Genomic DNA, 26,024 nt, shown 5'->3' on the forward strand with positions numbered 1-26,024 from the left:
CCGGTCGGTCGCATTTCCGTTCACCATGTCGCACCGACCGGGCTCCTCGTTACATCCCGTGTGAGAACGCCAACCGCCCGATCAGTAGAGCTCGCGAAAGCCGCCGATGGCAGTGATGGAATTGCCGTCGGGATCGGAGACCGACGACAGTCGGACCCCCTTGTTCGCGTCGACGATGGTGCCGAAGTCGATACCGCGGGAACGAGCGGCATCGACGAACACCTCGATGTCTCCGACGGCAACGTTGAACAACGACGAGCCTGCCCGCTCGGGATCTACGGTCACCTGCAGCCACGCAGCCGAAGCAAGCCGCCACTCCACCAGACTCGGCATCGGATTGTTGTCGGGGCGGCGGTCGAACAGCTGCTCGTACCACTGTCGTGCCGAGTCGATATCGCGCACCGCCACCACGGCAAGCACATGTTCGATCATTGCGTTCTCCTCACAATCGTTCGGGTTCGCAGATATGGACCGGATCCGGCGGCCCGACTCATCGCGCAGAATCTGTCGGTGGCTCGAGTAGGGTCGTCACGAGTCCGAAATCGGGCACCGATACGAGCAGGCAGGGGACCGCAACGGTGTTGACGCTCCACCGCGCCGAACGCGCCGGAACACTCGCGGCTGCACTCGCCGAGATCCTGTCCGTTCCGTTGGACGATCCGTTCGTACCCGAGATCGTGTCGGTCCCGGCCAAGGGCGTCGAGCGTTGGCTCACCCAGCGACTGTCGAGCACCCTGGGCGGTTCGCACGGCGACGGCATCGCCGCGAACATCGACTTCCCGAGCCCGACGCGATTGGTATCGCGCGCCATCGCGGCGGTCGACGACATCGACCCCGACGAAGATCCGTGGGCCCCTGGCCGGGTTCTCTGGACGGCGCTGGAGGTGATCGACGAGTGCCGAACCGAACCCTGGGCGGCCGTTCTGTTCAAGCACCTCGGTGCCGGTTCCGAGGATCACCGGGTGGGACGCCGCTGGTCGACGGCTTCGCATGTGGCAGAACTGTTTCGCACTTACGGATCACAACGTCCTCAGATGCTGCGCGACTGGTTCGACGGGCGTTTCACCGACGGCCACGGCGGCGATCTCGACGAGGACCTGCTGTGGCAACCGCGGGTGTGGGCCGCGATGCGCGAGCGGATCGGCAGCCCGAGCCCGGCCGAACGACTGCCGCAGACCTGCGCGCGACTCAGGGATACACCGGAGTCGGTGGACCTACCGAGCCGGTTGTCGGTGTTCGGTCCGACCCGGCTAACCACCGATCAGCTCGAGATACTGAGTGCACTGTCGCAGGCTCGGGATGTGCACGTCTGGGTTCCGCATCCCAGCCCGTCGATGTGGCGCACCCTCGCCGAGATTCCGGCGGTGACGCGCCGACGAGACGATACGACGGCTCTGGCCGTCGAGCACCCACTGCTGGCCGGCCTCTCGCGAGACGTGCGAGAACTCCAGGCCACCATCGCGTCGGTGGCGACGAACACCGTGCATCACCAGGGCCCGGAAACGGCGAACACCCTACTCGGTCGAATTCAAGACGACATCACCGCCGATTCGCCTCCGTCTCCCGAATTCGACGACGGCACAACGTTCGTCGACGGATCGGTGCAGATTCACGCCTGTCACGGACCTGCTCGACAGGTCGAAGTGCTGCGCGAGTCGTTGTTGCATCTGTTCACCGGCGACCCGACGCTCGAACCACGGGACGTGCTGGTCATGTGTCCGGATGTCGAGACCTATGCGCCGCTGATCCGTGCGAACTTCGGGCAGGCGGCGCTGGTGCATCCTGGACACCGGTTGCGGGTGCGCCTGGCCGATCGAGGCCTGCGCCGCACCAACCCCGTCCTCGATGTCATCGCCACGGTGCTGGATTTCTCGGAGGGGCGGGTGACGGCGAGCGAGCTGTTGGACTTCGCTGCGAGCGGCCCGGTGCGGGAGAAGTTCTCGTTCACCGACGACGATCTCGAGCGCCTGCGCGAGTGGGTGGCGAGCTCCGGTGCTCGCTGGGGACTGACGGTTCGGCAACGAGAAGCATACGGCTTGAACGGTTTTCGCCAGAACACATTCAAATCTGCGCTCGACCGCATCCTGCTGGGAGTGGCCGCGGACGAGACTCGTAACGAATACCTCGACCTCGCGCTGCCTCTCGACGACGTCGACAGCAACGACATCACCCTCGCCGGCCGCTTCGCCGAGCTCGTCGATCGGCTTGCCTCGGTGCTCCGCGCACTTGCCGGTCCGGCATCGGTGACCGAATGGACGCGGCAGCTGGGACGCGCCCTCGATCTCCTCGCAGACGTGCCCACCGCCGACGAATGGCAACTGGCACAGGCACATCGAGAGATCTCCGACGCCACCGAACACGGCGGCACCGCCGAGCTACGGCTCGCGGACGTGCGCGCCATGTTGGCCGGCAGACTGGCCGGTCGACCCACCCGTGCGAACTTTCGCACCGGCGAACTGACCGTGTGCACCATGGTGCCGATGCGCTCGGTGCCGCACCGAGTGGTGGTGTTGCTCGGGCTCGACGACGAGGTGTTCCCCCGAGTGGGCAGTACCGACGGAGACGACATCCTCGCCCGTGATCCGGCCGTCGGCGAACGAGATATCCGCAGTGAGGACCGACAACTCCTCCTCGACGCGGTGATGTCCGCCGAGGAGAAGCTGCTCTTGTTCTACACCGGAGCAGACCCCGTCGACGGGTCCGCCAAGCCGCCCGCGATACCGCTGCGAGAGTTGATGGACGTGCTCGAGGTGACGGCGGGCGCAAGCGTCGAACACCGGCATCCGCTGCAGCCGTTCGATCCGCACAACTTCGAAGCCGAACACCCGTTCAGCTTCGACACCGTTGCCCTGGCCGGAGCGGTCTCCCAGCAACGGACGCCCGATCCGGTGGCACCGTTTCTGCTCCACGCACTACCTCCGACCGATCGCGGGGACGTCGAGCTCGCCGAACTGATCGCCTTCGTCGAGAACCCGGTGCAGGCCTTTCTGCGGCAACGGCTCGGATTCCGAGTTCCGGAGCTCGAGGACGACCTGGCGGACAGTCTGGACATCGAGCTGGACCCGTTGTCCCGGTGGAACATCGGTGATCGAATGCTCGCGGCAGTGCTCGCCGGTGGGGACATCGGGGAATTCGCGGACGCCGAGTGGCGGCGCGGCACCCTTCCTCCGTTCCATCAGGGCCGCAGAGAGATGTCCGACATTCGGCAGATCGTCGGAATCATCGCCGACGCGGCCGCTCCCTTCCACGAGGGTCCGGCCGAGACCGTCGACGTCGCGGTCGATCTCGGCGACGGACGCCGCCTGACCGGCACCGTCACCGGAATTCACGGCCGCACGCTGACGCGATCGTCCTACTCGCGCCTGGCCGCCAAACATCGACTGGCCGCGTGGGTGCGGTTGCTGGCGGTGGCCGCATCCCAGCCAGGGGAGTGGAGCGCAGTCACCATCGGCCGAGCGAGCGGGATGCGCCCGCCTCGTCGCTCCCGGTTGATCGCCCCGCGGGACCCCGCAGCCGTGCTGCGTGACCTGGTGGACCTGCGTGATCGCGGAATGACCTCGCCGCTGCCGATATCGACCGGTACCGCGTCGGCCTACGCGGAGAAGCGCTTCGGTGGCGGAACCATCGAGGACGGCTACGAATCGGCCACGTGGGCGTGGCGGGGCGACTTCGGCGACGCGACCGACCGGTCGCTGCGCTACGTCCATGGGTCGACACTGTCGTTCCAGACGTTGCTCGCCGCGACCCCGCATGCCGACGAGACCGAGCCGTCGAACGAGAAGAGCCGTTTCGGAATTCTCGCTCGAAAGCTGTGGGACCCGTTGCTGACCGCCGAGAACATGGGGAACGCATGACTGCCGCCCGCGGATTCGACCTGCTCGGTCCGATGCCGACCGGAACTACCGTCCTCGAAGCCAGCGCCGGGACCGGCAAGACGTACGCGATCGTGGGATTGGCCGCGCGCTACATCGCCGAAGGGATCGCCGAGATCTCGGACCTGCTCCTGGTGACGTTCAGTCGGGCCGCGACCCAGGAACTCCGAGACCGCACCCGCAGCAGGTTCGCCTCGATCGCCCGGGACCTGGCAGATCCGGACACCGCTCGCGCATCTCGGGATCCACTCGTGGCGTTTCTGGCAGAAGTCGACGACGCCGAAGTGGACCGGCGGCGTCGACGGTTGCGACGGGCACTGTCGGACTTCGACGCCGGAACCATCGTCACCACTCACAGTTTCTGCCAGCGCATGCTCGACGGGCTCGGCATCGCAGGCGAACGCGAACCGGAATCGGCCTTCGTCGAATCGGTCTCGGACCTGCTCGAACAGGTCGTGGACGACCTGTATCTGCAGATGTTCAGCGGTGACGACGAGGCGCCGGCATTCGGTAGGCGGGACGCTCAGCAGTTGGCGTTGGCGGCCGTGGGTGACCCGCAGTCGATTCTGTACCCCGACATCGAGGACCTGGACGACAGCAACCGCGAGCCTGGACTGCGTGTGCGGTTCGCCCGGGAAGCGCGCCGGGAAATCGAACGTCGCAAACGCCTGCTCGGGGTGCGTGACTACAACGATCTGCTGGGACTTCTGCATTCGGTGTTGTCCGACCCCGTCCACGGCGAGGCCGCTTGCGCCCGAGTGAGAGACCGATTCCGCGTCGTGCTCATCGACGAATTCCAGGACACCGACCCCATGCAATGGGACATTCTGCGGCGGGCGTTTCACGGATTCACCACGCTCATCCTCGTCGGCGATCCGAAGCAGGCCATCTACGCGTTCCGTGGAGCCGAGGTACTGAGTTACCTCGACGCGGTGCAGACCGCGGACCACCTCTACGAGCTCACTGCCAACTGGCGTAGTGATTCGGGGCTGCTCGACGCCCTGCATCATCTGTACGGGGGCGCAGCCCTCGGTCACAACGACATCGTGGTGCACCGAGTCGAGGCTCGAAACCCTCTCTCGCGCATGGTCGGACATCCTCCCCTGCGGTTGCGATATCTTCCCCGAACCGGCGCTGGTCCACTGCGACAGGGTTTTCCCACGGTCGACCGCCTCCGATCCCGGGTTGCGGCGGACGTTGCGGCGGACATCGTCGAGCTGCTGTCCGGACATGCCGTGATCGAGCGTCCCGACGGCCCTCGGGTGATCGAACCGCGGGACATTGCCGTGTTGACCCGAACGACCAAGCAGGTGGCGTTGATTCGGGACGCACTCGACGCGGTCGGGGTGCCGTCCGTCGTATCGAGCAGCACCAGCGTGTTCGGCACCGAGAGTGCACGACACTGGCTGTGGTTGCTGCAGGCGATCGAGCAACCTCATCGCACCGATCGCGTACGTCTGGCCGCCTTGACTCCGCTGCTCGGGTGGACCGCCGCGCGACTCGACTCCGGAGCCGAGGACGCGCTGTCCCAGGTCAGCAGTCGTCTGCGCGAGTATTCGGTGCTGTTCGACGAGGCCGGGTTCGCAGCAGTCTTCGAGCGCGTGTCGGCCCAGTCCGGACTCGATGCGAGGCTGCTCGCGGTCGAATCCGGTGAGCGCACGATGACCGATCTGCGACACATCGCCCAATTGCTCAATCGCGCAGCGGTATCCGAGTCCTACGGAATCACCGCCCTCACTCGCTGGCTGACCGACCGCATCAAGGAACCGGCAGCGGGCGGGTCGACCGACCGGAGCCGTCGACTGGACAGTGATTCCGCAGCAGTGCAGATCATGACGACACACGGAAGCAAAGGGCTTGAATTCCCTGTCGTCTACCTGCCCTACGCCTGGGACACGTTGTTCTTCAGCAAGCCGTCGACGCTGTTGCTGCACGAGAACGGCAAGCGAATCCGAGACGTCGGCGGACCGTCCGGGGCGGGGTACGCGGCCAGGAAGATCCTCAACGATCAGGAGGAGGCAGGCGAGGAACTGCGATTGCTCTACGTCGGTCTCACCCGCGCCGAGTGCCGGATCGTGCTGTGGTGGGCACCGGGCCGAAACACCGCGACCTCCTCGCTGCACCGCATGCTGTTCGGACGCATCCCCGGAATCGCTCTCCCCGAGCCGTCGTACAAGGTTCTCGACGACGCGACGACTGCGAACCGGCTCCAATCCTGGGTCGGGTCGGCAGCCGGGCTCATCTCGGTCGAACCGGTGGGGCCCGGTGAGCCGTCCACTGCACACTGGATTCGTCCCGAGCAACCGCACCTCGACGTTGCCGCCGCACGCTTCGATCGAACCCTCGACCTACTGTGGCGTCGGACGTCTTACTCCGCGTTGACAGCTCATGCTCACGACGCCGCGCCCGGCCGGCTCGAAGTAGGAGTGACCAGCGAGGCCGAGCATCCCGAGAAGACGGACGAGCCCGCCGAGACGTCGGTCGGCGGCGACTATCCAGGAAGCGAGTACATCGACGAACAGCTGGACGGAATCGCGTCACCGATGAACGGCATGCCTGCCGGTGCGGCGTTCGGAACTCTTGTCCACGAGGCTCTCGAACACGTCGACACGTCCGCACCGGACCTGCTCGCGGAACTCGAAGGTCGCTGCGCTGCGGCGGTCGCGTCGCGAATGGCGGAGGTCGATCCGATGGCGTTGGCCCAGGCTCTGTTACCGGTGATGCAGACACCGTTGGGTTTCGGGACGCTGGCCGACGTAGCACCGTGCGACCATCTGGCAGAGCTCGACTTCGAGCTGCCCTTGGCCGGCGGAGACGATCCGGTGGCGGACACGGTCACGCTGAAGTCCGTGGCGCGCCTGTTGCGTCGCCATCTCGAACCGACGGACGTGCTCGCGTCCTACGCAGATCTGCTCGACGATCTCGAGGCAACACCGCTTCGCGGCTTCCTCACCGGGAGCATCGATTCGGTTCTGCGCGTGGCCGGACCTCGATACGTCGTGGTGGACTACAAGACGAATCGAATCGCGAGAGGCGATCTGACCACCGGCAACTTCACCCGCGAGAAGATGGCCCAGGAAATGATCCGCTCGCATTATCCGCTGCAGGCAATCCTGTATGCCGTTGCGCTGCATCGATATCTACGGTGGCGTCAATCGAACTACGACCCGCAACTACATCTCGGCGGCATCCGATACCTGTTCGTGCGGGGCATGGTCGGACCGCAGACTCCCGCGGGATGCGGAGTGTTCGACTGGGATCCGCCCGCAGCTCTGGTGGTCGAGCTGTCGGATCTGCTCGCGGGCAAGGCGAGCCGATGACCGGTGTCTCGATTGCGCTGCGCGGCAGTGGAATTCTACGTACGTTCAACGACGTGGGTGTGCTGTCGGCATCCGACGTGCACGTTGCGTTGCGGCTCGGTGCCCTGGCCGGGGAATCGTCGGAGCACGTGCTGCTCGCCACGGCTCTGACGGTGCGCTCGGTGCGATCCGGCTCGGTGTGCCTGGATCTGCGACGACTGCAAGACGTCACCGTCGACGAGGATTCGGACGTCGATCCGAGCGCACTCCCGTGGCCCGAGCTCGACGACGTGCTCCGAGCGCTGAGGGTGAGTCCACTGGTGGTCGGCAGCTCGAATGGGCCGTTGAGGCCGCTGAAACTGGTCGACACCGATCAGGGTGAGCTGCTGTATCTGGACCGATACCATCTGCAGGAGAGCACCGTTCGGGATCTCCTCGACGTGCGTTCGCAATCCCACCCGCCCGCCGATGCCGTCGAGATCGGCGGGGCCTTGGCCGCGCTGTTCGTGGATGGATCGGGTGCACCCACGGCCGCCCCCGATCGGCAGCGAATAGCGGCGGCTCTGGCAGCGACGCAATGGACCACGGTCATCGCCGGCGGACCCGGAACCGGAAAGACTCACACCGTAGCGAGAATTCTGGCGCTCCTCGTACGCGAACACGGCAGCGATCTGCGCATCGGACTGGCCGCACCCACCGGTAAGGCCGCAGCCCGACTGCAGGAATCCGTGTCCGAACAAGCCGGGCTACTCGGACTTCCTGCGGACCTGAAAGCAATGACGCTGCACCGACTTCTGGGATGGAAGCCCGGAAGCAAGACGCGGTTTCGGCACGATGCGGAGAATCGGCTGCCGTACGACGTCGTCGTCGTCGACGAAACCTCGATGGTGTCTCTGACGATGATGTGTCGGCTGCTCGAAGCCGTACGTCCCGAGTCTCGGTTGATTCTCGTCGGCGACCCGGACCAGCTGACGTCGGTCGATGCAGGCGCGGTGCTGGCCGATCTGGTGGCCAGGCCCGTCACCGGCAGGGAGAACCCGGTTCTGGCTCAGCTCGTCGACGCGGACTTCGCCGCCGCCGAGGATCCCGAAGAAGCGGCGCTGAGCGCGTTCGAGCGAGACCGATTGCGCGGCGGCGTCGTTCGGCTCAGTCGTGGCCGACGCTTCGGCGGAGCCATCGCTCGCTTGGCCGTGGCCGTCAGGGACGGCCGGGCCGACGACGTGATGGCGTTGCTCGAATCCGGCGCGGAGGAGATTTCGTTTCAGAGCCCCGACGACGTCGACGCTCTACGTTCGGACGTGATCGACACCGCAGCCGAGGTCACCGCCGCCGCCGTACGCGGGGATGCCACCGAAGCACTGCTCGGGCTCGAGAAACATCGCCTCCTGTGTGCGCACCGCGAGGGGCGATGGGGAGTCTCGCGGTGGGATCGGCAAGCGATGGAGTGGGTAGGAGAAGGCACCGGAACATTTCTCGACCCTTCGCTGTGGTATCCCGGTCAGCCGTTGTTGGTCACGGCCAACGACCACGAGGCGAGGATCTACAACGGAGACACCGGCGTTGTGGTGTTGGGAGACAACGGGACTCCGATGGCGGCGTTTGCTCGAGGTCGTGGCCACGTGTTGATTCACCCGAATGTGCTCTCCTCGGTACACACCGTGTACGCAATGACGATCCACCGCAGCCAAGGCAGTCAGTACGACACGGTCTCGGTTCTGCTGCCGGCCGAGGCATCGACACTGCTGACGCGAGAACTGCTGTACACCGCCATCACCCGCGCACGATCGCACGTTCGAGTGATCGGTACCGAGGAGGCCATCCGCGCGGGCGTCGAACGTCAGGTGCTGCGGGCGAGCGGGCTGCGCCGAAAGATCCTGTAGCTCGTCCGATCGTGTTCGTCACCGGCACGCATGCCGGTCTGCCCTCGTCACGACGTCCATGCTGTGTGCGACCAGAAGCCACGTGCGGGCCAGGTTCTTCCATACCCCGATCGAGTTGTTGCCAGTCGCGTCGGCGGAGGGGCGAGCCCGGACGGCGGCCGATCGATGCAGCGACAGTGCTTGCGCTTTCAACGCGTCGATATCGCCGTCGGCGCACACCGATCGAACGGTGTGCGCATCGACGCGTCGACCGACCAACTGGCACAACGCTTGCAGTGACCTCAGCTCGGCAGGCACGTCCTCGGATGTCTCCGACGGGCTTTCGGTCGTTGCGACGGTTGTGCTACCGACGAACCCGCGCTGCAGGTCGACCGGTCCCGACGACGCAGCGTCGGCCGCGACGCTCCACGCGCTCAGGAACGATGGATGTGGGACGTTCCAGAGCTCCCGGAACGCGCGAGTGATCATCTCCGCGACGAGCGCTGCATCTGCTCGGGTGTCGGTGCGCGTGAGATCGATGATCGACCCGTCTGCGACCGGCTTGCCTCGATCCAGCCAACCGAAGTCGAGGAGCTGCACATCCATGGCCGTTGCGTCCGGGGCATCCGGGTACAGCAGTGACGGCAGCGCTGCCACCGACACCAGCACGCCGCCGTCCGTCGCTGCCACGTCGATGTACGGCCGCAATCCGCGCTCGCCGGGGCTCGCCTGGGCAGCGGAAACCGTGATGTAGTCCCGTCTCGGCAGGGTCCGAAGACGGGCGTGCAGGTTTTCGGTGAACGTGGCCCACGCGAGCGCGGTGGCGGAGTCGAAATGGCCGTTCTGCAATGCGGTCACGATGCGAACCCTCTTCTCGGACGAGAACTGATGCCTGTATCCGAGACCGTAGCGAGAGGGTCCGACAAGAACCTGGGTCAGTAAACGTCGCGAAGGTAGCGCTTGGATCGCTTGAGGTCGTTGACGTAGTCCTCGGCGGCGTCGGGGGAGCGGCCACCGTGCTCTGCGACGATCTCGTGCAGTGCCTCGTCGACACTCTTGGCCATCCGAGCCGCATCGCCGCACACGTAGATCAGCGCACCCGCTTCGAGCCACCCGTACAGCTCCTTGCCTGCCGCACGCATGCGGTGCTGAACGTAGATCTTCTGGGGCTGGTCGCGGGAGAAGGCCAGATCGAGTCGAGTCAGCAGACCGTCGCGCTCGAAATCGACCAGTTCGTCCTCGTACAGGAAGTCGCTCGCTCGATGCTGATCGCCGAAGAACAGCCAATTCTCGCCTGTTGCGCCCCGGGCTCGACGCTCGTGCAGAAAAGCTCGGAACGGTGCCACTCCGGTTCCCGGCCCGATCATGATGATCGGGGTGTCGTCGGATGGAAGGCGGAACGATTTGTTGGCCGACAGGAACACCCCGGCTTGCTGTTGCTCCCCGACGCGGTCGGCCAGATACGTCGAGCAGACGCCGCCGCGATCACGCTCGGCGGACCGATATCGGACCGTGGACACGGTCAGATGCACGGTGCCCTCGTGCGCGATCGGGGACGAGGAAATCGAGTACACCCGGTGTTGCAGTGGTCGCAGCAGTCCGAGGAACTCGGCTGGATCGAACGCTCCCGACCGATCGAGGTCGAGAACGTCCACGACGTCCCGACCCCACGTCCAGGCGTCGAACGACGCGCGGTCGCCGTTCTGCAGAACGTGATCGAGCTCGGCGTCACCGGCGCGTTCGGCCACGGCCTCGATCAGATCCATGGACGGGATGCCGATCTCGTAGTCCGTGGTCAAGGCATCCGCCAGGGTGATCTCACCGGATTTGGTGTGGACAGCGGTGTCGGCAGGCACTCCGAGACGCTCGATCACGGCCGAGACCAGCGCCGCGTCGTTGACGGGTTTGACGCCGAATCCGTCGCCGGCCTCGTAGGCGATGCCGCTCTCGCCGAGCGCGATCGAGAAGTGTCGAACTTCCTTGGCCGACGTGGGGCCGGAGAGACGTCGGTTGCCCAGAATCTGCGCGCGATAGGGATTCTTCCGATTCCACGGTGAGCGCTTCGATGCGGTCTTGGTGGCGCCGAGATCGCCGGTTCGAGCGTCGATGTCCTGTACCTGCCTTGCGGTAGTCGTCTTGTGAGCCGACTGGGAGGTCGACTCGTTCGAACACTAATCGGGGCCACTCACTCGCGGTGCAGGACCTCGATTCCGTCGACGGAGAAGACGACGTCGTATCCGCTCGCCAGCGCCCGGTCGATCGCCTGACGGTCGCCGGTCTCGTCCGTCGGCCACCCCGCAGGTCGTTGCCGGTTGACGACGATCCAATCCGGGACGGTCGAATCGGTCGTACGCTGCGGAAAGACCGAGACCTCGTGGTCGGCGACGAGTTGAGCCACGAGATTGTTCGACGCCGCAACCCGATCACCGGCGGGAATCCACTCGGAGATCTCTCGTGCGGTCGCGGCCTGCGGATCGATCGTCCATTCCTGCGCGTGCACCACACGTGACATGGGCAGGAAAGGCAGCGCGATGACCGCGAAGGCTGCCACGAACGCGACGATCAGCTTCCGGCCACGTTCGGTGAGCTGACCGTGGCGGTGGCTACGCACCAACGCGTCGAGCAGGGCGACGAACACGATGACCATCAGGATCGCGTTGTAGTGGTAGATCGGTTTCCAGAAGTTGGTGTTGTCGCTGAGAAAGCGCCATGCGACCGTCGGGACCGCGATCAGGAGCAGTGGCGATCTCAGGGCGAAGAAGCCGGTGACCGCGAGAAGCAGAAATGCTGTGGCCGCCCGTGAATCGCCGGCAACCAGACCGTGCGCGGTGTCGGCTATGCCCTCGCCGAGCGGAGGCAGCTTCGAGCCCTGATCGTACGAGTTGTCCGAGCTGAGGGCCGGGATGATCACCTTGACCGCGAGCACTACCCAGGTCAATCCCCACACAGCAGTCAGGGCCCCCGCAAGGCGCGTTCGGCCGGTCGTCCACAGCGCCACCAACGCCCCGATGACGATCACCGTAAGGCCCATGTCCTCTTTGACGAACACCAACGGTAGAGCCCAGGCCAGGGCCGGCAGCCAATGCTGTCGGACCAGCGCGACCATCGACATGGCCAGCAGGGGCATCGCGAACGCCACCTCGTGGAAATCGAAGTTCAGCGCGGCCTGCACGCCCCACGACAGTCCGAACGCCGCGGCCGTCACGATGCCCACGACCGTGCCGAATTTCTGTACCGCCAGTCGGCTGATCGGAATCACTGCGAGCGCGAACAGCACCGCTTGTGCGATCAGCAGTGTCTCGGCGTGCGGGAACAGTCGGTAGAGGGGCCCCAGCAACGCGGTGATGGGCGAGAAGTGATCGCCGAGCGTGTTGTAGCCGGTGCCGAGCAGGTCGGATGTCGGCGCGCGAAACTGCGAGTACGACGCGATCTGTTGGACGAATATCCCCAGGTCGAATCCGGACGTACGGAGCTGGCGATGGCCGAGGACGGACATCACCGAATACAGGGTCGCCAGCACGGCGAAGGAGACGACCGGCACCAGCGTCTCGGCGGAACGGAACGCCGAGCGCCGGTCTGTGGTGGCTGTTTCGTCGGTCGCTGTGTCGACACTGTCGGCATCGGTGACGACCGTGGATTTCTCGGTAGTGGTCACGAGAAGGCATGTCTACCGGACCGACGTGAGATGTTCCTGAGAACCGCCGGTCAGCGCTTGCGCTTCTTCGCTGGTTTGCGGCGCGGCGGCTGCGAGGTGAGGTGGTAGTAGAGCGCATCCTCGGAGTCCTCGACCACCACATCGATGAAGTCGCCGACTTCGAGGTAATCGTCGACGGCGATCCGGTCGGTCGAGCCGATGACTGCTTTCACCGATCGAGCGGGAACGAGGCCCCTACGGCCGTCCGGTCCGACGGCGAGTGCATAGCGTGGACCGGTACGGGTGACCCTGGCGCTGATGAAGTCCGGGTCCTTCGGTATCGGGTCGGCCGCGAGCACACCCCCGTCCTTCGACGCGGCCGTCAACGAGTCGAGCTGCGCGGCCAGATCGTCGGCCATCGCATCCACCTGATCGAGCAGGTGGGCCATGTGTGCGGCGTAGTCGGTGTGCTTCTTGGTCGGCTTGAGCGCCTCACCGGGCTTGTACATGTCTTCGTGGGTCAGCTCGCCCCAGGCGTCCTGCAAGCGCGTCTTGACCTGAACTTCCACTTTCACATCGAGATCACCCTGATGCGTTGCGACTCGGACGACCAGCACCGCGTGGTACGCGCGATAGCCACTCGGCTTGGGAAAGGCGACGTAATCGGTCGGTGGTTGCGCGAACCGAACAGAGCATTCCGGGTCGTTGCACGCACGCTCGAGAGCAGCGACGAACGTCAGCTGATCGCGCGGGGTCTTGCAGAGCACCTTGACGCCGACGAGATCGGGCAGAGCCTCGGCGACGGCATCGGCGTCGGTCGGCTCGGTGATGCGGCCCTCGGAGAGATAGCGGCGCAGTTTGTCGGCCGATCTGCCCGGGTCCTTGATGCGTGCCGTCTGCGCATTCAGTCGGTCTCGATCGACGTCCTCGAGAATCTCGTCGGCGATGGTCTCGAGGAAATTCTGCGCGGTGACGAGAGCGGCTTCCCACGCTCGACGACGCTGCAGGTACAGCTCTTCGACCAAGTCGTCGATACTCGTTGCCGATGTCACGATGCCGAGGTTAACGCAGAAGTACCGCCAATCCTGTCGGCGGCGCGCATTTGAGCTGTGGCGTGACTGTGTGCGGTTTACGCTCTACCGCATGACCGTGGCTTCGGAACAGAAGGACGACTTCGTCGAGCAGTTCGATCCCTTCCGTCGTGAGTTGCTCGCGCACTGCTATCGCATGACCGGGTCGATCCACGATGCCGAGGACCTGTTGCAGGAGACGTACATTCGCGCCTGGCGGGGGTACGCAAAGTACGAGGGCCGTTCGTCCCTGCGCACATGGCTGTACCGAATCGCAACCAACACCTGTCTCACCGCTCTGGACGGCCGGGCGAAGCGTCCCCTGCCGACGGGCTTGGGTGCACCGAGTTCAGGCCCCACCGACGAACTCGTGCAGAACAACGAGATTCCGTGGTTGGAGCCGATTGCAGATTCCGATCTGGCGGATGCGAGTGATCCCGCATCGATCGTGGTGGCGAAGGAATCCGTGCGGCTCGCCTTCGTCGCCTCCTTGCAACATCTGTCGTCGCGACAACGCGCGGTGCTGCTGATGCGCGAAGTGTTGCAGTGGAAAGCGTCGGAGGTTGCCGAGGTTCTCGCCACGACGACGACCGCGGTCAACAGCCTCCTGCAGCGAGCCAGGGAGCGTCTCGACGAGATCGCGCCCGATTTGGACGACATCGAGCCGATCGAATCGGCAGAACTGCAGCAACTGCTCGCCCAGTACGTGGACTGTTTCGAGGCCTACGACATCGACCGGCTGGTCACGTTGTTCACCACCGACGCGGTGTGGGAGATGCCGCCGTTCGTCGGGTGGTACCAGGGCGGCGAGACGATCGGATCGCTCATCCGCAACAACTGCCCGGCAAACGGCGCAGGCGATATGCGGATGGTGTCGACATCTGCCAACGGACAACCGGCGTACGGGTTGTACATGCTGGGTGAGGACGGTGTGCACCGGCCGTTCCAGCTGCACGTGCTCGATGTCGATGCCAGAGGGGTCGGACACGTGGCCTGCTTCTTCGATCTGACTCTGTTCGATCGATTCGGATTGCCCGACCGCCTCTAGAACAAAGGTCGGTCAGCTCTCCGAGACGGCGGACGGGTCCATCCACATCACTTCCCACACATGATTGTCGAGATCTCGGAACGCCCTTCCGTACATGAACCCGTGGTCCTGTGGTTCCATCCACTTCGATCCACCCGCGGCGATCGCCGCGTCGGTGAGCGAATCGACCTCTTGGCGGCTGTCTGCAGAGATGCACATCAGCACCTCTCGGGCCGAGCCGGTGTCGCAGATCGAGTCCGAGATGAAGTCCTCGAATCGCGCGGTGGCCAGGAACATCACCGTCGCCCGGTCGCTGACGATCATGGAAGCGGTGTTCTCGTCGCTGAACATGTCGTTGAACTCGAAGCCGAGACCCTCGAAGAATGCGCGGGTGGCGACGACGTCGCGAACGGGCATGTTGGCGAACAACAAACGTGACATGGGTACACACCTTTTCCGTAAAGACCTGCTGCGTCGAACCGTCGAACAACGGTCTGCTCGTACTGACAGCTGTCGATCCGAAAAGTCATCGGGTGAAGATGTGCCGACACGACGCGACCCCGCCGAGCGGGTGCTCGACGGGGTCGCGGACTGCGAAGCTGAAGGGGGCGTGTAGCTATCGCGTGATCTGCTGGCTATCGCGTGATCTGCGCGAGGCGCGACAGCATGCGCGAGAAGACGTGGCCGTCGTTGCCGAGATCTGCGTAGGGGTCGGATGCCTCGTCCGACTCGGTGGTGCCGGGCGTTGCCGCAGCAAGCGTGCGCGCCAGCCGGGTGCGACGCTCGATGGCGTCGAGGATGGTGGCGTCCAGCGTTGAAACTTCGTCGAAGAGCTGGTCGACGTCAGCTGTCGCGATGTCGGCACTGTCGGTGCCAATTGCGAGCGAATCGATCTGAACAGTCACATCGTCTCCTTTTGTTCGCGTCCTGAGGTGTGAGTCGTTCGGTCGGCCGGAACCGTTACAGCTCCATCCGAGTAAAAACGATGTTTCGTCGCCCAAACCAACATGCCCACTCGACGGGCCTGGGCCAACCTCTTCGGGGTGTGATGCTGCATACAGTCCGGTCGGTTCCGCTACCTGCGGGTTCTTCGGACGGAACGGCTCGAAGGATTCTTCTCGCGATGTTCCGGGTAGCCGCGGAGCGGATACGTCGACTTTCGAGGAGTGAACGATGCGTTACGACTACCTGATCATCGGTGGGGGAATGGTTGCGGACAGTGCAGCTCGCGGAATCCGCGAGCAGGACGCGACGGGCTCCATCGGAATACTCGGCGCGGACCCCGACGCGCCGTACACCCGGCCGGCGCTGTCGAAGAAGCTGTGGACCGACCCGGAATTCGGCCGCGATCAGGTCTCGCTCGACACGGCGTCCGACACCGACGCATCGGTGCACACCGGAACTCGGGTGTTATCGGTCGACCGCTCGAACTCGTCGGTCACCACGGAATCCGGAGACACCCACGAGTACGGAAAGCTGCTCCTGGCAACGGGGGCGACGCCGACGCGCATCGAACTGACCCCCAGCCCGCGCGTGGTGTACTTCCGCACCTTCGCCGACTACCGGGCGCTGCGTGAACTGACGAAGACCGCCGACCACATCGCCGTGGTCGGCGGCGGGTACATCGGCACCGAAATCGCAGCTGCGCTGTCTCTCCAGGATGTGAAGGTCACACTGGTCACGTCGGACTCCGTGCTCGGTGGACACATGTTTCCGCAGAGCCTGGCTGCCGGCTTCGACAAGGGTTTCGCCGGCCACGGTGTGACCGTGCGCCGGAGAACGAGGGTCGTTTCCGGAGCCGAGGCGTCGGCGCGCGTACAACTGCAACTCGACGACGGTTCGACCGTGGAGGCGGACGGAGTCGTGTTCGGACTCGGCGTGCGACCCGACACCGAACTGGCCGAGGCTGCGGGGCTGGCAGTCGACGACGGCGTGATCGTCGACGAGTTTCTTCGCACCGAGGACGAACGCGTCTACGCCGCCGGTGACGTGGCGAACTACCCCGACGCCATTCTCGGACGCCGACGCATAGAGCATGTCGACAATGCGACCGAGATGGGTAAGGCTGCCGGACGCAACATGGCCGGTGCCGCAGATCCCTACACGTACACCCCGTACTTCTACTCCGACGTGTACGACGACGGCTATCAAGCGATCGGCACGGTGTCCACGACGCTGACCGTCGTCGAGGACTGGAAATCGGTGGGGAAGGAAGGCGTCGTCTACTACCTCGACGACGATGCCGTCGTCCGGGGCGTGCTCATGTGGAACGTCTGGGAGGGGCTCGACGTGGCGCGCAGCCTGTTGGCGGAGAAGAAGCCGCAGACCGAACAATCGTTGCGCGGACTTATCTGACCTTCTGCAACACTCGATGGCAAGCGATCCGTCGACGACGCCGGCGATTCGGCGCGACCTAGGAGAGACGATGTCCGAGTTCGATCGCAGTGAGTCGGCCGATCAGCGTGCCCGGTTCGACGACGAGGTCCATCGCCGCTGTGCCGACTGCCGGCTGCCCGGTCGCTCCGAGCAGCTGTCCGACGCGGCGGCTGTCGCCATCGCGGCCGGACGAGTGGACGAGGCCACTCGAGCAGTCCTCGTCGGCCGATGGCATGCCGGACGCTCGCTGCCGTCGATCGGAGGATTCGGCGCACTGCGCAATCTGGTGGACGAGCGCGATCGCTGGCTCGGCAAGGACACGACGAACAAGCCCGGATCGGCGCTCGTGTACAAACTCCGTGCTGCCGAGTTGACCAAACGAGTCAATCACCACCGCACCACCGTGGTGATGTCGAATCGCCACTACGCCACCGGGGTACGCGCGGCGCGCAAAGAGCGCAGGGAAGGTGTGCATCTGGACCTGGACCAGCGGGACACGATCTTCGATGCGTTGACGAAAACGCCTGCACCACAGAAGTTCGGCCCGATCGCCGAGCGTGGCCTCTCGCTGGTGGACGCGGCCACGGATCGGGTGAGCACGCTGGCGCGCAGAACTCCGGTGGCCGACAGGGTCGAGTGGGCGACAGGAGTGGTGGATCAGTTCGTGGATCGAAAGGACGACCGCTTCGTCGATCGTTACGACACCCTGCTGTTCCTTGCCGGCACGGCGTTCGATCGGGTGCGTCGGTCGCCGGCATGGCAGTCGACGTACTTCGAGATCCAACGCAAACAGCTGGACCTTTTCGTCGAACTCACCGAGATCTCGGTCGATGCCACCTCGTTGCATACGGTAGCGACCGAGTTGAATCGGATCGGTGAAACGATGGTCGACGAGGAGACAGCAGCACAGGTCGAATCCCGCCGTGTCGCACTGGAAGTGGTGTGGAAACAGTTGACCGGACGGGTGGCTGCGCTGGTTCGGCTCGCGAACGTGGTCGAGTCCTCGGAGACCGAGGCACGCACCTCCGACGCGATGGCCCGTGCGCACAGCCTGGACGATCGGATCGACGACCTCGTCGGGCGGTCGGGGAGCCGGGAGATGTCTGCCGAGAACACGCACTTCGTCGGTGATCAAGTGCGGACACAGTGGCGCGACTGAATGACACCATCGGCGCAGAGGCGCGATTCACTGCCGTTCGGGCCACTGAATCGCGCCACCGGCTCTAGGCGATGATTGCGAACAGAATCCCCGCGACGGCGAAGCTGACCACGGACAGAATGGTCTCGAGGACCGTCCACGTCTGCAGTGTCTGCTTGACGGTGAGGTTGAAGAACTTCGCGATGATCCAGAATCCGCCGTCGTTGACGTGGCTGGCGATGATCGAGCCCGCCGCGATGGCCATGGCGATGAGCGCCACGGCCGGAGCCGAGTAGTCCTGCGCCGCTACCAGGGGTCCGACGATTCCGCCGGTCGTCACGATGGCCACTGTGGCCGAGCCCTGCGCCACGCGCAGGGCGCAGCTGATGATGTAGGCCAAGACGATGATCGGTAGGCCCGCGGCTGCCATGGTGTCGGCCAACGCCGTGCCGATACCCGTGGCCGAGATGACCTTCCCGAAGAACGCACCAGCTCCGACGACCAGCAACAGCATGCCCACCGGACGAAGTGACTCTCCGGTCAGCTTGCTGAGTTCCTGGACTGTCGATCCGCGTCGAATGCCCAGAACGTAGAACGCGATCAGAACTGCGATGAGCAGCGCGACGGCCGGTGTGCCGAAGAAGGTGAGTACTTCGAGGAGGTTTCCGGGATCGAGCAGAATGCTGCCGAACGTGGCCCCGAGGATCAGGACCAGTGGAACGGCAATGATCGCTCCGATCGTGCCCACCGACGGCGGCGTCGTGACGACCGGGCGCTTAATTGCGACCGTGCCTGCGCCTCCACTCTCGGTGGTGCTTGCGTCGTCGCCGTCGTTGATGAAGTCCTCGGGGACGTCGACGATGACGCGTTTACCGATCCAGTTACCCCAGACCAGGCCGGCGGCGATGAATCCTGGTATCCCGCAAATGAATCCGAACAGGATGAGCCAGCCCAGGTTCACCTCGAGCAACCCGCCGAGGGCGACCGGACCTGGGTGTGGCGGCAGGAAGGCGTGCGTCATGGACAACCCGGCCAGCATCGGCAGCGCATAGAGCACCAACGACTTTCCGCCTTGACGCGCCGCCACGTACACCAGCGGTGCCAGCACGAAGATGCCGATGTCGAAGAAGACGGGGATACCGAAGATCAGCCCCAGCAGTCCCATTGCGATGGGTGCTCCGCGTTCGCCGAAGATCCCGAGTAGTTTGGCGGTCAAAGCCTGTGCACCACCCGACTTTTCGAGAATCGCCCCCAGGACCGTTCCCAGTCCGATGATGACTGCGATGTGCCCGAGGATGCCGCCGAACCCGGTTTCGAGAAGCGACTCGTTGCTCTTGATCGCGGTGCCGACTATCTCGTTGACGGGCAAACCGGCAGCCAGAGCCAATCCGAGGCCGACGATGAGAAGTGCGATGAACGGTTCGAGCTTGACCTTGATGATGACTACGAGCAGTACGGCAATTGCGATGCCGCACAGTACGAGTAGACCAGGAGTCGAGGTCCTGAGCCAGTCGACGACAGAATTCATGACGAGCCTTCCTTGATGTGTGCACTGATAGCCGCCACGAACGCCTGCGCTCGCACGGTGATGTCGTCCCACTGGGCGGCCGCGACCGACGCCGGTGGGACCACATCGGTACCTGCAGTCACTGCGACGGCACCTGATGTCAGGAACTGAGCAGCGTTGCCCGCGTTGACTCCGCCGGACGGAACGAGTTGTGCGTCGGGGAAGGGGCCGAGCAGATCCTTGAAATACGCGGGCCCGACGGTCCGAGCCGGAAATATCTTCACGGCATCGGCTCCGAGATCGAGGGCGGTCATCACCTCGGACGGGGTGAGTGCGCCCATCATCAGCGGGACTCCGGCGTCGGTGACGATCGCGGCAACGTCGGGACGCAGCCCGGGTGTCACGACGAAGTGCGCCCCGGCGTCGATCGCGGACCGGGCTTGGTCGGCGGTCAGGACCGTGCCCGCCCCGACGACTGCACCTGCGTCCGATGCCGCGCGGATCAGCGCGAGGACGCCGGGCGTGGTGAAGGTCAGCTCGAGCGCGCGAATTCCTCCGCGCGCGAGCGCATCTGCCAACGCAGCAGAATCCGAGATGTGCGGGGCGCGCACCACCGACAGTGTGCGATCCTCGAGAATGGTCGTCATGGCGTTCACGATGTTTGCCTTCCGGTGGGGTTCATCCGCAGGGCGTGGCCTGCCAGAGAATGAGTGGGGCGATGCTCGTCGATGGCGAACGCGCCGTTGACCATGACGTGGCTGATGCCTTGGGCCTGTTGTTTCGGGTTCTCGAACGTGGCGGTGTCGCGGACGGTGGCCGGGTCGAACAGGACGAGATCGGCTGCGTACCCTTCGGCGATCGTGCCGCGGGCGCGCAGGCGGAGTCGCTCAGCGGGACGGCCGGTCAGGTGATTGACGCAGTCCTCCAGTGACAGCAACTGCTCGTCTCGCGCGTAGTGACCCAGGTAGCGGGGGAACGTTCCCCAGGCGCGCGGGTGCGGCTTCTCGCCGACCAGGATCGCGTCGCTGCCGCCCATATGGCGTGGATGCGCCATGATCTCGCGCACGTTCTCCTCGTGTCCGACGTGCTGCAGGATGGTGGTGGCCAGCGCGTCTCGTCGAAGAAAGTCGAAGAACACGTCCACCGGGGACCTACCCGCCTCGGACGCGATGTCGGACATCGTGCGTCCGACGTACCGATCGAGGTCGGGGTTCGCGACCCCGCTGAGCTGGATGGTCTCCCACTCGACGGTGACGCCATGGCAGCCGTCGGACCCGTTGACATCGACATCTCGTGCGATGCGTCGACGCATGTCCGGATCGTCGAGTCGTTCCAGCGCGCGGTCCGGGCCACCCGACATCGCCCAACTCGGAAGCAGCGCAGACAAGGTGGTGGCTCCGGGCAGATAGGGATACGTGTCGAGGGTGACGTCGCAGCCGTTCGCGATCGCCGAATCGACGCGGTCCAAGAACTCGCGTGCCCGGCCCCGATTGACGCCGAAGTTCATCGTCGCGTGAGTCAGATGCAGCGCACATCCCGTCTGCTCGGAGAGATCGAGCATCTCCTGATACGCGTCGAGCGCGCCCGCGCCGTAGGACCGAGTGTGCGGCGCATAGAACCCACCGAAGTCGGCGACGACCTCGCACAACGCTCGTAATTCGCTTGTGTCCGCGTACATTCCGGGCGTGTACGTCAAACCGCTCGACATCCCGACGGCACCCTCCTGCAGCCCCTGTGCCAACAACTGCTGCATGTGGGCGATCTCGGACGGCGAAGCAGGTCGCTGATCAGGGCCGACCGCGAGGTATCGCAGTGTTCCCTGGGGAACGAGATAGGCAGCGTTCGGAGTGATGCCCTGGTCGAGGCGAGCGAGGTACTCCGAGACCGAACGCCACGAGAAGTCGAGGTCGACGGGATTGCCGTTCCATCCGGCGATCTGACGCCGCACCACATCGAGCGTCGCGTCGTCGATCGGAGCGTAGGCGATTCCGTCCTGTCCGATGACTTCGGTGGTGACGCCCTGACTGATCTTCGGGAAGTGGTCGGGGTCGGTCAGCAGACGCAGATCGGAATGGGCGTGCATGTCGATGAACCCGGGGGACAGGACGTGCCCCTCGGTGGCGTCGACGATTCTGTCGGCACCGTGAACGGTGCCGGGTTCGGCGACCGAGGCGATGAGACCGTCGCGTACGAGAACGTCACGACGCTGCCGCGGTGACCCGGTGCCGTCGATGACGTCGGCACCTCGAATGAGGATATCGGACAAGGGTTTCGGCTTTCTAGAAGAATGTGTGCACGAGATCGACGACGCGGGGATCATCGCCATCGGCGTCGTCGACGACGGGAACCAGACGCCATTTGTCGAAGGCGGTGCACGGGTGAGACAGGCCCAACCGCACCACCGATCCGACCGGCAGCGCCGCGGCGTCCTCGGCCGGTAGGCGAAGGAACGCGTGTTGATCGTTCAGCGCTGTGACATCGGCACCGGAATCGAGGGTTTCGGTTCCTCGAACCAGCTGGGGGACCGGCAGACCTTCGTCGAACGGAAAGTCCCGCTTGCCTGCATCGAGCAGCGCGAGACCGGGTTCCGGCCGGGATACCGTCCGAGCCCATCCGTGCATCGCAGACATCAGCGGCGCGTCGGTGCGGGCGGGAGTCAGTGGTGAGATCTGCGAGTAGAAGCCGTCGTCGTGCACCACATAGGCACCCGAGCGCAGCACCACGTCGGTAGGTACACCCTCGCCGGTGGTGAGGGAGTGCAACCGCTCGACAACCAGGTCCTGGTAGGCGCTACCGCCGGCAGTCACGATCGCATGGTCGCCGTACAACCCTTCGGCATCGAGCGCGCGATGAAGGGTGGCGACGTTGTCGAGGTAGGTCCGAACCGCCGCGAGGCCGCTGTCGGTCCGGTCGTGGCTGAGTGCGCCCTCGTAGCCGCCGACCCCGGCCAGGATCAGCCGCGGCGACGACGCGATGGCACGAGCGACCGCGATCGCCTCGTCGGTCGTCCGCGCTCCGGTGCGACCGTGCGGGCCACCGAGTTCGACGATGACCGGGATCGAGCGTGTTCCCTGCGCCGCCAGGATGCGGTCCATCTCGTGCACCGTCGCGACGCTGTCCGCCCAGCAATAGAACTCGAATGTCGGATGCGAATCCAGTTCGGCCGCAATCCATGTCAGTGCGACAGGATCGATCTCGGCATTGGCGAGAACGACCCGTTCGACCCCGAACGCACGCGCTGCCTGAACCTGCCATCCCGTTGCGAGGGTGATCGCCCAGCTTCCCGCATCGAGTTGCTGTTTCCACAGTTGAGGTGCCATCGACGTCTTGCCGTGGGGCGCGAGCAGCACTCCCGCGCGCGCCGACCACTCGGCCATGACCGAGATGTTCGACGCGATGCGTGCGCGGTCGAGAGTGAGTACTGGCGTCGTGAACTCGGAGAGTCGTGGCGACGTGGCGAGAAAGCTCTCGATGGTGTGCCCCCACGACCTGGGTGGCAGCGCCTTGTGCTCGGGTCCGAGCACTCGCCGGCTGAGTGCCTCGACGGCATCGGTGTCGATCACGGTCGTCTCCTGGGTCTCGATCGAATGCGTTGCGTATTGTGCAACGCTAGTTGCGCAATGTGTTTATGATTTGTAGTCTGCAACGAAAGCCAGCGTTCCCGCAAGAGTTCGAGGAGATCGACGTGAAAGCACCACGAGCGGTGTGCGTAGGCGAAGGCCTCGTCGTTCTGGTCGCCGAGCCTGGCCCACTGGAGAATTCGGACACCTTCCATCGCACGGCCGGTGGCGCTGAAGCCAACGTGGCAAGGGTGTTCGGTCAACTGGGCGTCGATGCATCGTGGATCTCGAGAGTGGGCGACGACGGATTCGGCCGGTACCTCGTCGGCCAATTGGACGCGGCAGGTGTCGACACCTCCGGTGTGACGGTCGACGACGCGCGACCCACGGGCATGTATGTGAAGCAACGCGGCTCGGGTTCCGATGATCGACACGACCTCGCGTGCGGAGACAGTGCCATGACGTACTTCCGTACCGGCTCGGCTGCGAGCGCCCTGTCGCCGGGAGACATCGACGGGCGTGCGGCGACCTTGGTCGATCGTGCCGACTTGATCCACTTCACCGGGATCACCGTGGCGATCTCCGATACCGCGGCCGACCTGACGAGGTCCCTGATGGATCTACCCACCGTCGTCAGCTTCGATCTGAACTATCGGCCGGCGCTGTGGAAGTCTCGGCCGGACGCAGCTGCAGATGTGCTCGGGGAACATGTTCGGGGAAGCGATGTGGTGTCCATGGGGGCCGACGAAGCTGCGCTGGTGTTCGGCACATCCGATCCCGCCGAGCTGCGCGAGATGTTCCCGCAGCCACGCCATCTGGTGATCAAGAACGACGCGCACACCGTGACGGCGTTCGAGGGAACCTCTCGGGTCGACGTACCGGCGCTGAAGCTCGACGTAGTCGAAAAGATCGGTGCCGGAGACGCGTTCGCGGGCGGGTATCTGACCGGACTGATGTTGGGTAGGAGTTCCGTCGAGCGCGTTCGGTTCGGGCATCTCTGCGCGGCGGGTGCCTTGACCGGGCACGGTGACATCGCCTCGGTGCTGCCCCTGGCGGTGCTGATCGAACTGGCCGAACTGCACGACGCCGACTGGGCGAGGCTGGACTACGCAGTCACCACCGCGCGTCACTCGGGGGTATCGCAGTGAGTCAAAGTCTCGCGCGAGCGATGACACTCCTCGGCTTGCTCGGCGACGGCCCGCGGTCACTCGACGAGTTGGCGTCGGTCCTCGAGGTTCACAAGACGACCGTGCTGCGCCTGCTGCGCACGTTGGAAGCCGACAGATTCGTCCAGCACGACGTGGATCACCGCTATCAGCTCGGATCCAGGCTGTTCGAGCTCGCCAACCGAGCGCTCGAACAGCGCGACGTTCGGAGCATCGCGCGGCCGCATCTGGCCGAACTGAACTCGATCACCGGTCAGACCGTCCATCTCGCCACCTACGAGGCAGGCGTCGTGATCTATATCGACAAGTTCGACGCCCAACAGAGTGTGCGGATGTATTCGCGAATCGGAAAGCCCGCACCACTCCACTGCACAGCTGTGGGGAAGGTTCTGGTCTCGGCCCGTCCCGAGGCAGAACGAGCGCAGATTGCACACGGCATCACATACACACCGTTCACCGAACGAACGATCACGACGGCCGAGCGCTATCTGCGCGAGCTCGACCTCGTGCGCGAGCAGGGGTTCGCCGAGGACCGCGAGGAGCACGAGTCGTTCGTCAACTGCATCGGCTGCGCAGTGCGCGACGGAACCGGCGAGGTCGTGGCAGCGGTGTCGATGTCTGTTCCCGACATGGTGCTCGATCACCAACAAGTCCTCGCAACACTCCCCGAAGTACAGCGCGCCGCGGCCGCGATCTCCGAGGGATTGGGCTGGCGACCGTGAAAAACCCAGGACTGCAAGACACAGGACGAGAGCTCGACGGAAGGAACACAATGAGTGAAAAGATCGAAATCCGCACCACAGACGCGCCCGCACCGGCTCACACCTTTTCTCAAGGAGTCCGGAAGGGACCGTTCGTTCAGGTCTCGGGGCAGGGACCGGTCGACCCGGTCACCAGCGAGTACCTGTACCCAGACGATGTTGCCGCACAGACGACCCGCACTCTCGAGAACGTCAAGGCCATCGTCGAGGCCAGCGGTGCGACATTCGACGACGTCGTCATGCTGAGGGTCTATCTGACCAAGCGCGAAGACTTCTCCACCATGAACGACGCCTACGGACAGTTCGTGTCGGCGCATACCTCGGGCGACGTCCTACCGAGCCGCACGACAGTGTTCACGGGCCTGCCACGAGAAGAGATGTTGGTCGAAATCGACGCCGTCGCGATCGTCTGACCGAGTCCGGCGGCAGATGTTCACACGAAAATTACATCTGACCAGGCGATTTGCGTAAGCGTTGGTCTTCGCGTAACTTTTGTCGAGTCAGAGCGACACGGACACCGACCCGGTCTTCACGGACTGGGACAACGAGGTTGTACGGAGTGTGCACTGAACAACCCAGGCAAGGCGAGATGGTATCAGCCATGCCTGGGGTTCGAGCGTGTAAGCCCCGAAGTTACCGTGCAAACGGCAGCGACGGTGTGTGCGTGTTCTTTGAGAACTCAACAGTGTGTCGATGAATGTCAGTGCCGAATTTATTTTGGTGAAAGCATTCGATGTATCAGCCATCCGCTTGTG

19 protein-coding genes and 1 pseudogene are annotated in these 26,024 nt (G+C 64.7%); 9 read left to right on the forward strand and 11 right to left on the reverse strand.

Going from position 1 to position 26,024, the window contains the following annotated elements; all coding sequences use genetic code 11:
- Positions 1–81 precede the first annotated feature (81 nt).
- Complete coding sequence (locus CH249_RS10355; protein WP_032395074.1) at positions 82–432, reverse strand: VOC family protein; 351 nt, start codon at positions 430–432, stop codon at positions 82–84.
- Between the two features lie 146 nt (positions 433–578).
- On the opposite strand from CH249_RS10355, the gene recC reads away from it, so the two are divergent.
- From recC to recD, 3 genes are read left to right on the forward strand one after another with little or no spacing between them, the layout of a single operon-like run.
- Positions 579–3,854 carry an exodeoxyribonuclease V subunit gamma gene (gene recC / locus CH249_RS10360; RefSeq protein ID WP_094681833.1) on the forward strand — a complete coding sequence of 1,092 codons (3,276 nt, stop codon included), beginning with the start codon at positions 579–581 and terminating at the stop codon, positions 3,852–3,854.
- Positions 3,851–7,192, forward strand: a complete 3,342-nt coding sequence (locus tag CH249_RS10365) for a UvrD-helicase domain-containing protein (protein ID WP_094681834.1) — start codon at positions 3,851–3,853, stop codon at positions 7,190–7,192. Before recC ends, CH249_RS10365 begins: the two co-directional genes overlap by 4 nt.
- Positions 7,189–9,051 carry an exodeoxyribonuclease V subunit alpha gene (gene recD, locus CH249_RS10370; protein WP_094681835.1) on the forward strand — a complete coding sequence of 621 codons (1,863 nt, stop codon included), beginning with the start codon at positions 7,189–7,191 and terminating at the stop codon, positions 9,049–9,051. The genes CH249_RS10365 and recD overlap by 4 nt, the downstream gene beginning before the upstream one ends.
- An 18-nt stretch (positions 9,052–9,069) precedes the next feature.
- On the opposite strand, the gene CH249_RS10375 is transcribed toward recD, so the two are convergent.
- The 4 genes and pseudogenes from CH249_RS10375 to CH249_RS10390 form a co-directional block, all read right to left on the reverse strand.
- Positions 9,070–9,888, reverse strand: coding sequence for a hypothetical protein (locus CH249_RS10375; RefSeq protein WP_094681836.1), 819 nt, complete (start codon positions 9,886–9,888; stop codon positions 9,070–9,072).
- Between the two features lie 77 nt (positions 9,889–9,965).
- Positions 9,966–11,159, reverse strand: a pseudogene (locus CH249_RS10380) (sulfite reductase subunit alpha); the annotation flags it as partial.
- A gap of 56 nt (positions 11,160–11,215) precedes the next feature.
- Complete coding sequence (locus CH249_RS10385; RefSeq protein ID WP_094681837.1) at positions 11,216–12,685, reverse strand: DUF2079 domain-containing protein; 1,470 nt, start codon at positions 12,683–12,685, stop codon at positions 11,216–11,218.
- A 50-nt stretch (positions 12,686–12,735) separates the two neighbouring features.
- A complete protein-coding gene (locus CH249_RS10390) occupies positions 12,736–13,716 on the reverse strand; it encodes a GTP pyrophosphokinase family protein (protein ID WP_032395080.1) in 981 nt (326 codons plus the stop codon).
- A 91-nt stretch (positions 13,717–13,807) separates the two neighbouring features.
- Here CH249_RS10390 and CH249_RS10395 point away from each other — a divergent pair, with 91 nt between their 5' ends.
- Complete coding sequence (locus tag CH249_RS10395; protein ID WP_032395156.1) at positions 13,808–14,782, forward strand: sigma-70 family RNA polymerase sigma factor; 975 nt, start codon at positions 13,808–13,810, stop codon at positions 14,780–14,782.
- Between the two features lie 12 nt (positions 14,783–14,794).
- Here the strand turns inward: CH249_RS10395 and CH249_RS10400 are convergent, their stop codons facing one another.
- Both CH249_RS10400 and CH249_RS10405 read right to left on the reverse strand, forming a co-directional pair.
- Complete coding sequence (locus CH249_RS10400; RefSeq protein ID WP_032395081.1) at positions 14,795–15,202, reverse strand: VOC family protein; 408 nt, start codon at positions 15,200–15,202, stop codon at positions 14,795–14,797.
- A 194-nt stretch (positions 15,203–15,396) separates the two neighbouring features.
- Positions 15,397–15,666: a hypothetical protein gene (locus CH249_RS10405; RefSeq protein ID WP_045194358.1), complete on the reverse strand. Its 270-nt coding sequence runs from the start codon at positions 15,664–15,666 to the stop codon at positions 15,397–15,399.
- A gap of 268 nt (positions 15,667–15,934) precedes the next feature.
- Between CH249_RS10405 and CH249_RS10410 the strand changes: the two genes are divergently transcribed.
- Complete coding sequence (locus CH249_RS10410; RefSeq protein WP_094681838.1) at positions 15,935–17,116, forward strand: NAD(P)/FAD-dependent oxidoreductase; 1,182 nt, start codon at positions 15,935–15,937, stop codon at positions 17,114–17,116.
- A 70-nt stretch (positions 17,117–17,186) separates the two neighbouring features.
- A complete protein-coding gene (locus tag CH249_RS10415) occupies positions 17,187–18,296 on the forward strand; it encodes a hypothetical protein (protein WP_094681852.1) in 1,110 nt (369 codons plus the stop codon).
- A 64-nt stretch (positions 18,297–18,360) separates the two neighbouring features.
- Here the strand turns inward: CH249_RS10415 and CH249_RS10420 are convergent, their stop codons facing one another.
- The 4 genes from CH249_RS10420 to CH249_RS10435 are packed head-to-tail and all read right to left on the reverse strand — an operon-like array spanning position 18,361 to position 23,345.
- Complete coding sequence (locus tag CH249_RS10420; RefSeq protein ID WP_094630690.1) at positions 18,361–19,803, reverse strand: GntP family permease; 1,443 nt, start codon at positions 19,801–19,803, stop codon at positions 18,361–18,363.
- Positions 19,800–20,429, reverse strand: coding sequence for a bifunctional 4-hydroxy-2-oxoglutarate aldolase/2-dehydro-3-deoxy-phosphogluconate aldolase (locus CH249_RS10425; protein ID WP_094630839.1), 630 nt, complete (start codon positions 20,427–20,429; stop codon positions 19,800–19,802). The genes CH249_RS10420 and CH249_RS10425 overlap by 4 nt, the downstream gene beginning before the upstream one ends.
- A 5-nt stretch (positions 20,430–20,434) precedes the next feature.
- A complete protein-coding gene (locus CH249_RS10430; RefSeq protein WP_256988257.1) occupies positions 20,435–22,048 on the reverse strand; it encodes an amidohydrolase family protein in 1,614 nt (537 codons plus the stop codon).
- Between the two features lie 13 nt (positions 22,049–22,061).
- Entirely contained in the window at positions 22,062–23,345 is a 1,284-nt protein-coding gene (locus tag CH249_RS10435) for an amino acid deaminase (protein ID WP_094681839.1), read from the reverse strand.
- Between the two features lie 122 nt (positions 23,346–23,467).
- On the opposite strand from CH249_RS10435, the gene CH249_RS10440 reads away from it, so the two are divergent.
- Genes CH249_RS10440 through CH249_RS10450 form a run of 3 tightly spaced genes read left to right on the forward strand, consistent with a single transcriptional unit; the run spans position 23,468 to position 25,682 of the window.
- Complete coding sequence (locus CH249_RS10440) at positions 23,468–24,490, forward strand: sugar kinase (protein ID WP_256980503.1); 1,023 nt, start codon at positions 23,468–23,470, stop codon at positions 24,488–24,490.
- Complete coding sequence (locus tag CH249_RS10445) at positions 24,487–25,230, forward strand: IclR family transcriptional regulator (protein ID WP_094659234.1); 744 nt, start codon at positions 24,487–24,489, stop codon at positions 25,228–25,230. Before CH249_RS10440 ends, CH249_RS10445 begins: the two co-directional genes overlap by 4 nt.
- Before the next feature lie 50 nt (positions 25,231–25,280).
- Positions 25,281–25,682: a RidA family protein gene (locus CH249_RS10450; protein ID WP_094659235.1), complete on the forward strand. Its 402-nt coding sequence runs from the start codon at positions 25,281–25,283 to the stop codon at positions 25,680–25,682.
- The last annotated feature ends 342 nt before the right edge of the window (positions 25,683–26,024 follow it).

It is taken from the genome of Rhodococcus sp. 05-2255-3B1 (assembly GCF_002258545.1).
Lineage (GTDB): Bacteria > Actinomycetota > Actinomycetes > Mycobacteriales > Mycobacteriaceae > Rhodococcoides.